Genomic DNA, 15,830 nt, shown 5'->3' with positions numbered 1-15,830 from the left:
CGGCGATTCGCCGTGGGCGGCTGCCTATGAGCGCGCCGGGAGAAGATGGCAGGCCAGCGCTGCTGGAGGCCGTGTCGCTTTCCAAGTCATTCGGTCCGGTTCAGGTTCTGAAAAACATTGATCTGAGCATTTTCGGCGGCGAAGTCCACGCGATCATCGGCGAGAACGGTGCCGGAAAATCGACGCTGATGAAGCTGCTGGCGGGCAATGAGCGTCCCACGGGCGGAGAAATCCGCATCGACGGCAAGCCGGTGTCCTTCTCGGGGCCGGTCGAGGCCGAAGCGCAGGGCATCGTGCTCGTGCATCAGGAAATCCTGCTCGCACCCGATCTGACCGTCGCGCAGAACATTTATCTGGGCCGTGAACTGAACCGGGGCGTCGTCGTCGACGACAAGTCGATGCGCGAGGGCGCGCGCAAGGCCATCCGTGATCTTGGCGCCGATATCGACCCCGATACGGTCGTCGGCTCTCTGTCGATTGCACAGCGCCAGTTGGTCCAGATCGCCCGCGTGCTTTTGGTGCCGCATCGTGTTGTGATCTTCGATGAGCCGACCGCTTCGCTGACGCCTTTCGAGACGGAAGCGCTGCTGAAAGTCATTCGCGACATTCGCGCCAAGGGCGTAGCTGTCCTCTATATTTCGCATCGCTTGCCGGAAGTTAAGGAAATATCCGATCGTGTGACCGTGCTTCGTGACGGGAAGCTCGTTTCGGCGCATCTGGCTTCCGAATTGCAGCCATCCGATATGGCCCGCCTGATGGTTGGCCGCGATGTCGCAAAACTCTATCCTGACCGCGCAAGCCAGCATGACAACGCTGCCATTCTGGAAATCCAGAACTTCAGCGTGCCGGGTTACGTGCAGAATGCGAGCTTTCACCTGAACCGGGGCGAAATACTCGGCTTTGCCGGGCTGGTTGGCGCAGGGCGCACGGAACTGATGGAAGGCATCGTCGGTCTGCGGCCCGGCAAGGGCGATGCGCGCCACAATGGAAATCCGGTTCATTTTCGCAATGCGCATGAAAGCCAGAAGGCGGGGATCGTTTATCTCAGCGAGGACCGCAAGGGCAAAGGGCTGCTGCTGACCAAGGACCTGGGTGTCAATCTGACGCTTGCGTCGCTGAAGAAATTCGTGCGCGGTTTGCAGATCGATCGCAACAGGGAACGCACCGCGCTTGATGATGCGATCCGCGAGTTCGATATTCGTACGGGCCGCAAGGACATTCTTGCAGGCCAGCTCTCGGGCGGAAACCAGCAGAAGCTGCTGCTCGCCAAGATGATGATGCTCGAACCGTCCATCGTCATCATCGATGAACCGACGCGCGGCATCGATGTCGGCACGAAGGAGCAGATTTATCAATTCATCGCCAATCTGGCCGATGAGGGGAAATCGATCATCGTCGTTTCGTCGGAAATGCCGGAACTGATCGGCATCTGCGACCGCATCGTCGTGATGCGGGAAGGGCGGGTCGCCGGTGAGGTGTCCGGCGACCGCATGACGGAACATGACATCGTCGTGCTTGCAACCGGCGTTGAAGCCGAAGACGCCGCATAAGAACAATAAAGTGGGAAATAGATGACACAGGTTGCGACCGATAAAAGCAGAGTGCCGAGGACGTCCAAGGATTGGGATTTGCGCGCAATTGCGCCTTTTGTAGCGCTCGCTTTGCTGCTTGTACTTGGTGCTGTTGTTAGCCCGAATTTCATTGGCCTAGACAATTTGCTCAATGTCATGACACGCGCTGCATTTATCGCGATTATTGCAGTGGGCGCGACCTATGTAATCTCTTCAGGTTGTCTGGACCTGTCAGTAGGATCAATGGTGGCCTTTGTGGCGAGTTTGATGATCCTGTTCATCAATTCTGGCGTCATTGCCGACCCGGTCCTGCTGCTGCTGGTTGCCGTCCTGCTGGCTCTGGTACTTGGAGCAGCCTGCGGCCTCCTGAACGGACTCATTACTACCGTCGGCGGAATTGAGCCTTTCATTGCTACGCTTGGAACCATGGGGATCTACAGAGGTTTGACGACCTGGCTGTCACAGGGCGGCGCGATCACTCTTCGCAATTCCGAAGTTCAGGCCATGTATCGCCCGGTTTACTCTGGATACATAGCTGGCATTCCGGTCCCCGTTATCTTCATCTTTGCGACGGCGGCGTTAGCAGCTTTTGTGCTTTATCGCACACGCTATGGCCGTCATTTGCTGGCGGCAGGTTCCAACGAAGATGTGGCGCGCTATTCCGGTATCTCGGTCAAGAAGGTGCGCACTATTGCTTATGTGGTGCAAGGGTTGTGCGTGGCTGTTGCGGTGCTGCTTTATGTACCGCGTCTCGGCTCCACCTCGGCCCAGACCGGCATGATGTGGGAACTGAATGCCATTACCGCAGTTGTCGTCGGCGGTACGCTGATGCGCGGTGGCGTGGGCCGTATCTGGGGGACGATCTGTGGCGCGTTCATACTGGAGTTCATCGGTAACATCATGATCCTGTCGAATTTCATCAGCGAGTATCTGCTGGGAGCCATTCAGGGCGCGATTATCATCATCGCGATGCTGGTGCAGCGTTCGCTGGCGCGGAGATAGGTTTTGGAGATTGGCGGGATTGGTGGGGCGATTCCAGCCAGAGAGGAATGAGAGCCCCGCGTTTACTGGGAGGAAGACTATGCGAGGGAATTTGATGAAGCTTGCTTTCACCGCTCTGACGGCGGGTGCGCTGGCCTTTGGCGGTGCGGCAAGCGCACAGGACAAGAAAGTGACGATCGGCGTGTCGATCCCGGCTGCCGACCACGGCTGGACGGCGGGCGTCGTTTATCACGCCGAACGGGTGGCGAAGCTCCTGATGGAAGAACATCCGGGCCTCAATGTCATCGTCAAGACGTCGCCCGATGCGGCATCGCAGGCCAATGCGTTGCAGGATCTGGCCGTACAGGGCCTCGACGGGCTGGTCGTTCTGCCGACCGATCCCGACCCGCTCGTCAACGCCATCAAGGAGATCAAGGACAAGGGAACCTTTGTCGCTCTGGTCGACCGCGCGCCGAGCAGCAACGACAACACCATCCGCGATCTCTACGTGGCCGGCAACAACCCGGCGCTTGGACAGGTGGCTGGCGAATACATCAAGAAGACCACGCCGGACGCACAGGTCGTCGTCATTCGCGGCCTGCCGATCCCGATCGATCAGCAGCGTCAGGACGGTTTCGACAAGGGCATTGAAGGCTCCAACGTGAAGATTCTGGACCGCCAGTACGGCAACTGGAACCGCGATGATGCCTTCCGCGTCATGCAGGACTTCCTGACCAAATATCCGAAGATCGATGTGGTCTGGGCGCAGGATGACGACATGCTTGTCGGCGTTCTCGAAGCCATCAAGCAGGCGAACCGCTCCGATATTCAGTATGTGGTAGGCGGCGCAGGCTCCAAGGATATGATCAAGAAGGTCATGGACGGCGACAAGCTCGTGCCGGTCGATGTTCTCTATCCGCCAGCGATGGTTTCGACCGCGATGCAGCTTGCCGCCGGTCATTTCTACGACCAGATTCCGGTGAGCGGCAATTACATCCTCGATGCGACGCTCGTGACGAAGGATAACGCCAAGGACTTCTATTTCCCGGATTCGCCATTCTAAGGTGAACAGATACCGTGCGCCTGCGGGAGCGGGCGCACGGCCTTTCTTTTTCAATCCCGAAATGCAGCGCGAAGCGCGCTCTCAAATTGCTCGATGCCGGTTGATGGCGGGGTCCGAGCATGTTCAGGAGAAATTTGATGAAGACGATCAAGGGGCCGGGCATTTTTCTCGGGCAGTTCGCAGGCGATGAAGCGCCGTTCAATACATGGGATGGCATCACCAAATGGGCCGCCGAAAAAGGCTATGCCGGGGTGCAGGTTCCCACATGGGCGAGCCAGCTGATCGATCTGAAAAAGGCTTCTGAATCGAAGGATTATTGTGACGAATTCGCCGGTGTGGCGCGTCAGAACGGTGTCGAAGTCACGGAGCTTTCGACGCATTTGCAGGGCCAGCTCGTCGCGGTGCACCCGGCCTATGACGAAGCTTTCGATGGCTTTGCGGTGCCCGAAGTGCGCGGCAATCCCAAGGCGCGCCAGCAATGGGCGGTTGAGCAGGTGAAGATGGCGATCCGTGCATCGCGCAATCTCGGCATCGGCGCGCATGCGACCTTTTCCGGTGCGCTGGCATGGCCGTTCATCTATCCATGGCCGCAGCGTCCTGCCGGCCTGGTGGAAACGGCATTTGAGGAACTCGCCCGCCGCTGGAAGCCGATCCTCGATCATGCCGATGAACACGGCGTCGATATCTGCTATGAAATCCATCCGGGCGAAGACCTGCACGACGGCGTGACCTTCGAGATGTTTCTGGAGCAGGTCAAAAACCACCCGCGGGCCAACATGCTCTATGACCCGTCCCATTATGTCCTGCAATGCCTCGATTATCTGGACAATATCGACATCTACAAGGACCGCATCAAGATGTTCCACGTCAAGGACGCGGAGTTCAATCCGACCGGACGACAGGGCGTCTATGGCGGCTATCAGGGCTGGGTCAACCGCGCGGGCCGCTTCCGGTCGCTCGGTGACGGGCAGGTTGATTTTAGCGCGGTGTTCTCCAAGATGGCTGCAAACGACTTTGACGGCTGGGCCGTTGTCGAATGGGAATGCGCGCTGAAGCACCCGGAAGACGGCGCGCGCGAAGGCGCGGAGTTCGTCAAGGCGCACATTATCCGCGTGACCGACAAGGCATTTGACGATTTCGCATCCGGCGGCACCGATGACGCCGCCAACCGACGCATGCTTGGATTATGAGGACGCAATGACCATCGAAGCTAAAACCAAGGAAACCGCCGTTCCACGTATTCGTCTCGGCATGGTGGGCGGCGGCGCGGGCGCGTTCATCGGCGGCGTTCACCGCATGGCGGCGCGGCTCGACAACCGGTTTGAACTGGTGGCAGGCGCCTTGTCGTCGTCAGCGGACAAGGCGCAGGCCTCGGGGCGTGAACTGGGGCTGGCCGAAGACCGCATCTATTCCAGCTACAAGGACATGGCCATTCGCGAGGCGCGCCTGAAAAACGGGATCGAAGCCGTTTCTATCGTGACGCCGAACCACGTTCACTACGACGCTGCCAAGGAGTTTTTGCGACGCGGCATCCATGTTATCTGCGACAAGCCGCTGACCTCGACACTTGCCGATGCGAAGAAGCTGAAGAAGGTCGCCGACGAAAGCGGCGCATTGTTCGTCCTGACGCATAATTATACCGGCTATCCGATGGTGCGGCAGGCGCGTGAGATGATCGCCAATGGCGAACTTGGCGATCTTCGCGTCGTACAGGTGGAATATGCGCAGGACTGGCTCACCGAAGCGGTTGAGGCAACCGGAGCCAAGGGCGCTGTCTGGCGCACCGATCCAGCGCAATCCGGACTTGGCGGCGCAACGGGAGATATCGGCACGCACGCCTTCAATCTCGCCTCCTTCGTGACCGGCCTCACGCTCGATAGTCTCGCCGCTGATCTCGACAGTTTTGTCGAGGGGCGTCGCCTCGACGACAATGCCCATGTGATGCTGCGTTTTGCAGGCGGGGCCAAGGGCATGCTCTGGTGCAGCCAGGTTGCGCCCGGGAATGAAAATGCACTGCGCCTGCGTGTCTATGGCACAAAGGGCGGCATCGAATGGGCGCAGGAAGACCCGAACTATCTCTGGTTCACGCCTTTTGGGGAACAGAAGCGGCTTATCACGCGGGGCGGCGCAGGCGTTGGCAATGCTGCAACCCGCGTGACCCGTGTGCCGGGCGGCCATCCGGAAGGCTATCTGGAGGCTTTCGCCACCATTTATTCGGAAGCGGCCAATGCCATCGAGGCCCATCGCAATGGCAAGAAGCCGGATAGCGCCGTGATCTATCCGACCGTCGATGACGGTTTGAAGGGCGTTGCTTTCATCGATGCCTGTGTGCGCTCGTCGCAGAAAAACGGTGGGTGGGTCAAGCTTTAGAAATTGATAGAGGAATAAAGAAAGGGCGCCAGTGGCGCCCTTTTTTGTTTTCACCGCCTTGCCGGTTCAGACATACCGATTGACGACGTTTTCGAGATATTCCTGACGGCCGGATTTCGGCTGCGGATTGATGTCCTTCGCTTCGACTTCCGCCGTGATCTGGTCCAGCGAGAGGCCGGTCAGAAGTTTCTTGCCGAAATCGCCGTTCCAGCCCGCATAACGCTCGTCGAGCGGCTTGGACAACGCGCCGTCCTCCAGCATTCCGGCGGCTGCCTTCAGCCCGCGTGCACAGCAATCCATGCCCCCGATATGACCGATCAGCAGATCTTGCGGATCGAGCGACTGGCGGCGCAGCTTGGCGTCGAAATTCGTGCCGCCGGTCGTGAAGCCCCCTGCAAGCAGGACCTGATAATAGGCGAGCGCCATCTCCGGCACATTGTTCGGGAACTGGTCCGTGTCCCAGCCGGACTGGTAGTCATTTCGGTTCATGTCGATGGAGCCGAAAATGCCAAGTGTGCGGGCAAGTGCCAGTTCATGCTCGAAGGAGTGACCAGCCAGAATGGCGTGGCCCTGCTCGATATTGAGCTTCACCTCGTTTTCGAGGCCGTAGCGCTTCAGGAAGCCATAGACAGTCGCGACGTCGTAATCATATTGATGCTTGGTCGGCTCCTGGGGCTTCGGTTCGATCAGGATCGTACCCTTGAAGCCGATCTTGTGCTTGTAATCGACCACCAGATTGAGGAACCGCCCCATCTGGTCGAGTTCGCGTCCGAGATCGGTGTTGAGCAGCGTTTCATAACCTTCGCGACCGCCCCACAGCACATAGTTTTCGCCGCCGAGCCGCTTGGTGGCATCGATGCAGCTTTTCACGGTTGCCGCGGCGAAGGCGAAGACGTCCGGGTCAGGATTGGTTGCGGCCCCGCTCATATAGCGGCGATTGGAGAACAGGTTGGCCGTGCCCCAGAGAAGCTTTACGCCAGTTTCGGCCTGCTTCTTCTCGAAGATATCGACAATCTCGTTGAGATATCGCGTGTTTTCCGCAAAGTTGCGCCCCTCGGGCCGCACATCTGCATCGTGGAAGCAGTAATAGGGCGCGCCAAGCAGGGAGAAGAACTCAAAAGCCACGTCGGCCTTGAGCTTTGCCGCATCCAGCTCGTTGGAATACCACGGGCGGTCGAAGGTGCGACCACCGAATGGATCGCCACCCTCCCAGGCAAAGCTGTGCCAGTAGGCGACCGCGAAGCGCAGATGATCTTCCATGCGCTTGCCCAGCACGATCTCATTCGGATCATAGTGACGGAATGCCAGCGGGTTGTCGCTGTCCGGCCCCTCATACTTGATCTTCTGAATGTCGCCGAAAAATCCGGTGCTCATTGTGTCCTCCCGTTCGAATGTCGTCATGTCTGATTGGTTGAGGCAACGTCACTGACCGGCGAGGGCGTGAATTGCCGGATAAAGGGCGCGATAGCGCTGATAGGCTTCCTCATAGGCCGGGGTGAGGGCGGCTTCCGGCTCTATGGTTCGCTCGGTGCTCGGCGGCGTGCAGACAGCCAGCGGGTCGACGCCGGTAGCGGCGATCAGACCCAGCCGGGCAGCGCCGAAGGCTGCGCCGAAATCGCCTTCTTCCGGCAAGGCGATCGGCACATTCAACGCGGTTGCGATTGCCTTCAGCCAATAGGTGGAGCGGGAGCCGCCACCGACCGCTGTAAGGGAACTGATCTCGGTACCGGCAGACTGAAGCGCGGCGAGATTGTCGCGGATCGCGAAGGCAACGCCTTCCAGCACGGCTTGCGTCAGGGCGCGCTGATCGGATTCATGTTCCAGACCTGAAAACACGCCGCGTATCTTCGCATCATTATACGGGGTGCGTTCGCCCGACAGATAGGGCAGGAAGGTCGTGCTGCCCGGCGCATTGAGCCTGTCGCCGAGTTCCCTATCAAGCTCATGCGCCGTCTTTCCGACAAGCCGCGCATACCAGTCGAGCGCGCTTGCTGCGGACAGGATGACACCCATCTGGTGCCACGTATCGGGCAGGGCATGGCAGAAGGCATGAACCGCACTTTCTGGATTCGGCTGATAGGCGCCGTTTGCAGCAAACAGCACGCCTGATGTGCCGAGCGAAACGAAGGCATGACCGGGTTTGACCGTGCCCATGCCGCAGGCCGATGCCGCATTATCGCCTGCACCGCCTGCGACAACCGGTAGTCCGGCAATGCCCCATTCGGCGGCCAGTTCCGCCCGCAGCCGTCCGGTTGCGTCCGTGCCTTCGGCAAGACGCGGCATCCGGCTTTCATCGAGGCCGGTCTTGTCCAGAAGTTCGCGCGACCAACGGCGTGCACCGGTGTCGAGCCAGCTCGTGCCAGCCGATTCCGACATGTCGGAGACATACTCGCCGGTCAGCCAGAGGCGAAGGTAATCCTTCGGCAGCAGCACCTTGTGGGTACGTGCGAAAATATCGGGTTCGTTATTGGCAACCCAGACAAGTTTGGGCGCGGTAAATCCCGGAAAGACAATATTGCCGGTGATGGCGCGAAAAGCCGGGTCGGCATCGAGTGCGGCTGCTTCGCGATAGCTGCGCGTATCGTTCCATAGGATGCAGGGACGCAGTACCTGGTCCCGTTCGTCCAGCAGGGTAGCGCCATGCATCTGACCGGAAAGACCGATACCGGCAATCGCCGAAAACGCCTTCGGGTGCGCCGTGCGCAGGCCGTCAATCGCTGTCCGGCAGGCGTCGATCCAATGTGCGGGGTCCTGTTCGCTCCAGCCCGGATGGGGTCGCGAAACATCCAGTTCGCCATGGGCCGACCCGATGACGGTCTGTGCGTCATCGATCAACAGCGCCTTGACACCGGATGTTCCTAGATCGATCCCGAGATACATATTTGCTCCTGTTGGAAAGGCCTTGTCGCCTGCGCTTCAGTCGAGATGCGGCAGGTTGTCTTTGAGGAAAATTTCAATACGGATGTGCTCCTGTCCGGGCACGATAGCCAGACGATCGGCAGACGCCTTCAAAACCCTGATGGCGCTGCGGATCTCATGGCCCGCATCCTGCGCCAGCACAGCGTGGATGATGCCATCCGTCAGCGCTTTGGACGTCACGCTATCGCGCTCATGGGCGATGACGAGCGGCCGATTGGCGTTGTGCTTCGCCAGCGCCTTCACCAGACCGCTATTGCCCGCGCCGAGGCTGTAAATTCCGGCGATATCGCTGCGCTCGTCAAGCAACTCGGCTACGAGTTTCTCCACGCGCGAGCCCTCATCGAAGCCTTCCAGGACGGGCAATATCTCGCGGCCAGGAAAGTCCGCTTTCATGGCAGCGGTAAAACCTTCGAAACGTTCCTGATGGTCGCGGACCTTCAACGAACCGGCGACGACTGCAAGCGCGCCTTCAGTTCCGTTGGCGAAAAGTCCGAGAAGCCGCGCCGCCGTGCGTCCCGCCGCACCGTTGTCGATGCCGACATAATGCGTCCGCGTGGAATGCCCGAGATCGGATACCAGCGTGACGGCGTGGACGCCTTGCTCTCCCAATCGGTCGCAGGCTGCACGCACGGGGTCAGTATCGACCGCGACGAATGCTACGCCGTCAGGCTTGCGTGTGGCGCAATCATCCAGCGCCGCCACGAGCGCCGCTTCATCGAAGGCGGGGACAAGGACGAGATTGATCAGCACACGCTCGGCCAGCGCCCGCTCGGTCGCGGATTGCAGTTCCGCGCGCAGGCTCAGCATGAAAGTGTTTTCATTGTCTGGCAAAATAAAATCGAACTGATAAAGCCGTCCACGAGCAAGGTTGGCAGCACCCACATCGCGCACATAGCCAAGCGTGTTCATCGCGGCCATGACCCGGTCGCGCGTCTTCGCTCTCACACCTGGACGTTCGTTCAGCACACGGTCTACCGTGGCGAGGCTGACGCCCGCTGTTCTGGCTATATCATGGACTGTAGGTTTCATCCTCGCTCCTCGACGCGGACCATAAGATCAAAAATGAGGTACGTAAATCAAAAAATGCTTGCTATTCATTTTTCTTCACGTATCAATGGTGTCCGAGGATGGGGCAGTGTCGCTTTTGCAATGCTGTCCGATGGAGTGATCTTGGCGCGGGGCGCCTTCGGGAGGATCAGCCATTCAAGAAATAAGCAGCTCCAAAGTGGGCTGTTTTGTCGTGCCGAACTCCGGGGGCGGAATACGTTCGGGGGCGCGGATTGGTATCAGCCGGCAGCAAGCCGGTGTTGTTTGGAGGAGATTTGCATGAAACGTCGTAATTTTCTGACCGGCGCGCTGGTTGCTGCGGCTTTGGGCATCGGCGCCATGGCGTCGACGCCGGTCTATGCTTCGCCGGAAAATCCGGTTATCGGCTTTTCCATCGACGACCTGCGTGTCGAGCGCTGGGCGCGCGACCGCGACTATTTCATCGAAGCTGCCGAAAAGCTGGGCGCCAAGGTCAATGTGCAGTCGGCTGACGGCAATGAGGAGAAGCAGGTCAAGCAGGTTGAAAACCTGATTGCGCAGGGCGTTGACGCCATCGTCATCGTGCCGATGAACTCCAAGGTTTTCGACGCGGTCGTGGCTGACGCCAAGGCTTCCGGCATCAAGGTTCTTTCCTATGATCGCCTGATCCTCAATGCCGATATCGATGCCTATATTTCGTTCGACAATGAACGCGTCGGTTTCATGCAGGCGGAAGCGGTCCTGAAGGCCAAGCCGGAAGGCAATTATTATCTCCTCGGCGGCTCGCCTACGGATAACAACGCCAAGCTTCTCCGCGCCGGTCAGGAAAAGGCCCTCAAGGAAGCCATCGATTCCGGCAAGGTGAAGGTCATTGGCTCGCAGTGGGTCAAGGAATGGAGCCCGACGGAAGCGCTCTCCATCATGGAAAACGCGCTGACGGCTGCGCAGAACAAGATCGATGCGGTCGTCGCTTCGAACGACGGCACCGCCGGTGGCGCCATCCAGGCACTTGCTGCGCAGGGACTGGCCGGAAAGACCGCCGTTTCCGGGCAGGACAGCGACCTTGCTGCCGTCAAGCGCCTGATCGACGGCACGCAGACCGTAACGGTCTACAAGCCGCTGAAGCTCATTGCTTCGGAAGCCGCCAAGCTGACAGTCCAGATGGTCAAGGGCGAAACGCCTGAATTCAATTCCAAGCTCGACAATGGCGGCAAGCAGGTCGACACGCTTCTGCTGACGCCGACCGCCGTGACCAAGGACAATATCGACATCTACGTTCAGGACGGCTTCTATACCAAGGAGCAGATCTACGGAAAGTAAGCCTTTCCGGCGGATCGCCGGAGTTGTTCCGGTGAACCAGCCCGATGTGAAACAGTGGGGCCGGAAGTCTGGAAATCATGATCCAGCTTCTGGCCTCGCCGACTTGTCGATGCTGTCGGTGACAGCGTTGTCTGGGAGGAGTTCCGCCGGAATGTCTCAAACCCGGCGGTTCATTCTCTGCGTTACTGCAAGGTCATATGCGATGTCCGAATATCTTCTAGAGATGCGCAATATCGGTAAGGACTTCAACGGCGTGAAAGCGCTTGACGGAATCTACCTGAAAGTGCGCGCGGGCGAGTGTGTCGGCCTTTGCGGTGAGAACGGCGCGGGCAAATCCACGCTGATGAAAGTGCTTTCCGGCGTTTATCCCCATGGCACCTGGAGCGGGGAAATTTTCTGGGAAGGCCAGGAATTGAAGGCGACGGGCATCCGCGACACGGAGGCGGCGGGCATCGTCATCATCCATCAGGAACTCATGATGGTGCCGCATCTGTCGGTTGCGGAAAACATCTTTCTGGGATCGGAGCCGACAAGCGGAGGCTTTATCGATTACGACCAGATGAATGCGCGTGCGACGGAACTTCTGGCGCGGCTCAATATTCACGATATCAATGTCGCGCTTCCGGTCTATCACTATCCGGGCGGCAAGCAGCAATTGATCGAGATCGCCAAGGCGATCAACAAGAACGCGAAGCTGCTCATTCTCGACGAGCCGACATCGGCGCTGACGGCCTCCGAAACGTGCGTCCTTCTCGATCTCATCAAGGACTTCAAGGCGCAGGGCATGGCCTGCGTCTATATCTCCCACAAGCTGGACGAAGTGGCAGAAATTTCCGATACGGTGACGGTCATCCGCGACGGGACGCATATCGGCACGAAGCCGATGGCGGAACTCACGACGCCAGCCATCATCACCATGATGGTGGGGCGCGAAATGAAAAACCTGTTTCCGCGCGAGCCGCATGATATTGGCGAAGTCATTTTTGAAGCGCGCAATATAAATTGCTGGGATGTGACGAACCCCGACCGCAAGGTGGTCGATAATGTTTCGTTCGCTCTTCGGCGCGGGGAAATTCTCGGCATTGCCGGGCTGGTTGGCGCGGGGCGGACGGAACTGGTGTCCAGCCTGTTCGGCGTCTGGCCCGGCGCTCACGACGGCCAGGTGTTTCTGGAGGGCCGGGAACTGAAGATCCGCACCCCGCGCGATGCCGTTCGACAAGGCATCTGCATGGTGCCGGAAGACCGCAAGAAGGATGGCATCCTGCCCATCATGCCGGTGGGCTATAATATGACGATCTCGGTGCTGGATCGGTTTTCCTTGCGCGGACTGCTCGACAAGGAAGCGGAACTGGCCACGATCCAGCGCGAAATTCTGCGTCTCAAGGTGAAGACTGCCGACCCAATGCTGGAAATCGCCTCCCTGTCGGGCGGCAACCAGCAGAAGGCGGTGCTGTCAAAGATGATGCTGCCGGACCCCAAGGTTCTCATTCTGGACGAGCCGACGCGGGGCGTCGATGTTGGCGCGAAATATGAAATCTACAAACTGATCTTCGCCCTTGCGAAGCAGGGCGTCGCGGTGCTGATGGTGTCTTCCGAAATGCCGGAAGTGCTCGGCATCAGCGACCGTGTGCTCGTGATCGGCGAGGGCAGGCTGCGCGGTGATTTCCCCAATGAAAATCTGACCCAGGAGAAGGTGCTTGCCGCTGCAATCGGCAAGCCGACAAGCAATGCGGCCTGATCCGCGATCAACTCTTTGTTTTCACGCATTTCCGAACGCAAGAACCTGTCTCGTCTTTGCTGGAAATGCTCAAAATATGACCGGTGCATGATATGACGATGACGGGCAAAAGCCTTCGAAAGTTTCTGGCGGAATACAAGATCGTCGCTCTGTTGATCGTGGTTGCGCTCATATGGGCATTTTTCGCGATCCTCACCTATGATCCCGAAATGGGGCGATCGCAGTTCCTGACCGCACGCAATTTCTCCAACCTTCTGCGCCAGATGGCGATCACCGGAATGCTCGCATCCGCGATGGTTTTCGTCATCGTTGCCGGTGAAATCGATCTTTCGGTCGGGGCGCTTCTGGGGCTCCTTGGCGGCATTGCCGCCGTCCTCGATGTGCTCCTTGGATGGCCGTTATGGGCTACGATCGGTACGGTATTGGTGCTTGGTGTGGCGCTCGGCGCGTTCAATGGCTGGCTGACTGCCTATCTCGGCATACCGTCCTTCATCGTGACGCTTGGCGGGCAGCTGGTCTTTCGCGGCATCGTGCTGGGCATCATGGGCGGCGTCACCATCGCGCCCATCTCGCCGGAATTCAAATATATCGGGCAAGGCTATCTGCCGGGCTGGCTTGGCAATCTCTGCGCCATTGCGCTGTTTGGCGTGCTTATCCTGATGACGCTGCGCACGCGGGCCAGCAAACGCAAGCATAATCTCCAGTTGCTTTCATCCGGCATGGAAGTCGCGAGGCTTCTTGGCATCGGCGTCCTGATCCTTGGCTTCATCCTGATCCTCAACAGCTATCAGGGTGTGCCGGTTCCGGTCTTGATCCTGCTGGTGATCCTCGGTGTCTTCACCGTGATCGCAAAACAGACCGTGTTCGGTCGTCATATTTACGCGGTCGGCTCCAATACCGAAGCAACCCGCTTTTCCGGTGTGAATGTCAACTTCGTCAAGATGGCCGTCTTCGCGCTGATGGGGCTGATGGCTGCGGTGGCTGGCCTGACGACGACCTCGCGCCTTGCAGCGGGTACGCCATCGGCGGGCATGGGCGGCGAACTCGACGCCATCGCTTCCTGCTTCATCGGCGGCACGTCCATGCGCGGCGGCGTCGGCTCCGTGCTCGGCGCACTGGTCGGCGCGCTCATCATGTCGAGCCTCGACAACGGCATGTCCATGCTCGGCGTCGATACGTTCTGGCAGCAGATCATCAAGGGCAGCATTCTTGTTCTGGCTGTCTATCTCGACATCGTATCCTCAGGCGCGCGGCGCGGATGAACTCAGGCGCATCATGATCTGATGCGCCTGAAACAACAATTTTTACGTGAACAGGGAATGCTCTAACCTTCCTCCACGAATACTTCGTCGCGCTTCTTGCGTACCGATGGAAGCAGCACGACCACGAGAACGGCTGCCGCTATGGCAAGCAGAATGGCGCTGATTGGTCGGGTGAAGAAGGTTGCCGGGTCGCCACGAGACAGGATCATGGCGCGCCGCAGATGTTCCTCCAGCAATGGGCCGAGAACGAAACCGAGCAGCAGGGGAGCCGGTTCGCAACGCAGCTTGGCCAGCAGGTAGCCGATGAATCCGAAGAATGCGACCGCATAGAGGTCATAGACATTCGAATTCACACTATAAACCCCGATTGAACAGAACGTCATGATAATCGGGAAAAGCACATAATAAGGAACGGTCAGAAGCTTTACCCAGAGGCCGATCAGCGGCAAATTCAGGATGATGAGCATGAGATTGCCGATCCACATGGACGCAATCACGCCCCAGAACAGGGCAGGCTGTTCCGTCGCGACATTCGGCCCCGGCACAATGCCCTGGATAATCATGGCGCCTATCATCAGTGCCATCACCGGATTGGCAGGAATGCCCAGCGTCAACATGGGAATGAAAGATGTCTGTGCCCCGGCATTGTTGGCGGATTCCGGTCCCGCAACGCCTGCGATCGCACCTTTTCCGAATTCTTCGGGCGTACTGGAAATGCGTTTCTCGACCGTATAGGAAGCAAAGGACGCGAGAATGGCACCGCCTCCGGGCAGAATGCCAAGCGCCGAGCCGATGACGGTTCCACGCAGGATCGGTGCCGTCATGCGTTTGAAATCGTCGCGTGTCGGCATCAGTCCTGTGACCTTTGCCATCAGCACTTCGCGCGTATGTTCGCTTTCCAGATTGCGCAGGATTTCGGCAATGCCGAACACGCCTACGGCAACGGCAACGAAATTAAGCCCGTCTGCATATTCCGTGATGCCGAGCGTGAAACGCGGCGCTCCGGTGTAGATGTCGGTGCCGACAAGACCGAGCAGGAGGCCCAGGACGACCATCGCCAGTGCCTTGACAATGGAGCCATGCGCCAGTGCCACGGACGATACCAGACCCACGACCATGAGCGAAAAATATTCAGCCGAGCCGAATTTAAGCGCGATTTCAGTCAGTGGTGGAGCGAACACGGCTACCAGAAATGTCGAGACAGTGCCCGCAAAGAACGAACCGATTGCCGCGATGGCAAGTGCGGCGCCAGCCCGACCGCGCCGCGCCATCTGATAGCCATCGATGGCAGTGACGGCGGATGAAGATTCACCCGGCATGTTGATGAGGATAGCGGTCGTCGACCCGCCATATTGGGCGCCGTAATAAATACCGGCGAGCATGATCAATGCCGAAACCGGATCGCCAATCTGGAACGTGACCGGGAGAAGCATGGCAATTGTCGCTGTCGCTCCGATGCCGGGCAATACGCCGATCAAGGTGCCGAGCAATACGCCGATCAGGCAGAAGCCGAGATTTGCAAGCGTCGATGCGGTGGAGAAACCAAGCGCAAGATTGCTGAAAAGTTCCATGTCGGCCTC

12 protein-coding genes are annotated in these 15,830 nt (G+C 58.8%); 8 read left to right on the top strand and 4 right to left on the bottom strand.

The genetic code is table 11. The features are described from left to right. Positions 1-26 precede the first annotated feature (26 nt). The 5 genes from ABWW28_RS00215 to ABWW28_RS00195 all read left to right on the top strand — a co-directional run bounded on the left by ABWW28_RS00215 (position 27) and on the right by ABWW28_RS00195 (position 5,985). Entirely contained in the window at positions 27-1,550 is a 1,524-nt protein-coding gene (locus ABWW28_RS00215; protein ID WP_176587903.1) for a sugar ABC transporter ATP-binding protein, read from the top strand. A gap of 21 nt (positions 1,551-1,571) precedes the next feature. After that, positions 1,572-2,573, top strand: a complete 1,002-nt coding sequence (locus ABWW28_RS00210) for an ABC transporter permease (RefSeq protein ID WP_176587902.1) — start codon at positions 1,572-1,574, stop codon at positions 2,571-2,573. 79 nt (positions 2,574-2,652) lie between these two features. Continuing rightward, positions 2,653-3,615 carry a substrate-binding domain-containing protein gene (locus tag ABWW28_RS00205; protein WP_176587901.1) on the top strand — a complete coding sequence of 321 codons (963 nt, stop codon included), beginning with the start codon at positions 2,653-2,655 and terminating at the stop codon, positions 3,613-3,615. A gap of 137 nt (positions 3,616-3,752) precedes the next feature. Further along, positions 3,753-4,805, top strand: coding sequence for a sugar phosphate isomerase/epimerase family protein (locus tag ABWW28_RS00200; RefSeq protein WP_176587900.1), 1,053 nt, complete (start codon positions 3,753-3,755; stop codon positions 4,803-4,805). A gap of 7 nt (positions 4,806-4,812) precedes the next feature. Then, positions 4,813-5,985, top strand: a complete 1,173-nt coding sequence (locus ABWW28_RS00195) for a Gfo/Idh/MocA family protein (RefSeq protein ID WP_176587899.1) — start codon at positions 4,813-4,815, stop codon at positions 5,983-5,985. Between the two features lie 66 nt (positions 5,986-6,051). On the opposite strand, the gene xylA is transcribed toward ABWW28_RS00195, so the two are convergent. The 3 genes from xylA to ABWW28_RS00180 are packed head-to-tail and all read right to left on the bottom strand — an operon-like array spanning position 6,052 to position 9,933. Continuing rightward, complete coding sequence (xylA, locus tag ABWW28_RS00190; RefSeq protein ID WP_196107917.1) at positions 6,052-7,359, bottom strand: xylose isomerase; 1,308 nt, start codon at positions 7,357-7,359, stop codon at positions 6,052-6,054. A 48-nt stretch (positions 7,360-7,407) separates the two neighbouring features. After that, on the bottom strand, positions 7,408-8,865 hold the full coding sequence (gene xylB / locus ABWW28_RS00185) for a xylulokinase (protein WP_176587897.1): 1,458 nt from the start codon (positions 8,863-8,865) through the stop codon (positions 7,408-7,410). Positions 8,866-8,901: 36 nt separating this feature from the next. After that, on the bottom strand, positions 8,902-9,933 hold the full coding sequence (locus tag ABWW28_RS00180; protein WP_176587896.1) for a LacI family DNA-binding transcriptional regulator: 1,032 nt from the start codon (positions 9,931-9,933) through the stop codon (positions 8,902-8,904). A 297-nt stretch (positions 9,934-10,230) separates the two neighbouring features. Here ABWW28_RS00180 and xylF point away from each other — a divergent pair, with 297 nt between their 5' ends. From xylF to ABWW28_RS00165, 3 genes are all read left to right on the top strand, one after another. Beyond that, entirely contained in the window at positions 10,231-11,250 is a 1,020-nt protein-coding gene (xylF, locus tag ABWW28_RS00175; RefSeq protein WP_021585501.1) for a D-xylose ABC transporter substrate-binding protein, read from the top strand. 202 nt (positions 11,251-11,452) lie between these two features. Further along, on the top strand, positions 11,453-12,988 hold the full coding sequence (locus ABWW28_RS00170) for a xylose ABC transporter ATP-binding protein (protein WP_176587895.1): 1,536 nt from the start codon (positions 11,453-11,455) through the stop codon (positions 12,986-12,988). A 92-nt stretch (positions 12,989-13,080) separates the two neighbouring features. After that, positions 13,081-14,250 carry a sugar ABC transporter permease gene (locus ABWW28_RS00165; protein WP_176587894.1) on the top strand — a complete coding sequence of 390 codons (1,170 nt, stop codon included), beginning with the start codon at positions 13,081-13,083 and terminating at the stop codon, positions 14,248-14,250. Positions 14,251-14,312: 62 nt separating this feature from the next. Here ABWW28_RS00165 and ABWW28_RS00160 read toward each other — a convergent pair whose 3' ends face one another. Beyond that, positions 14,313-15,821, bottom strand: a complete 1,509-nt coding sequence (locus tag ABWW28_RS00160) for a tripartite tricarboxylate transporter permease (RefSeq protein ID WP_151658725.1) — start codon at positions 15,819-15,821, stop codon at positions 14,313-14,315. Between the last annotated feature and the right edge of the window lie 9 nt (positions 15,822-15,830).

Origin of the sequence: Brucella sp. NBRC 14130 (genome assembly GCF_040371715.1) — a bacterium.
Classification (GTDB): domain Bacteria; phylum Pseudomonadota; class Alphaproteobacteria; order Rhizobiales; family Rhizobiaceae; genus Brucella; species Brucella intermedia.
The sequence above is the reverse complement of the archived record's forward strand: the minus strand, read 5'-3'. Positions and strand labels throughout refer to the sequence as shown.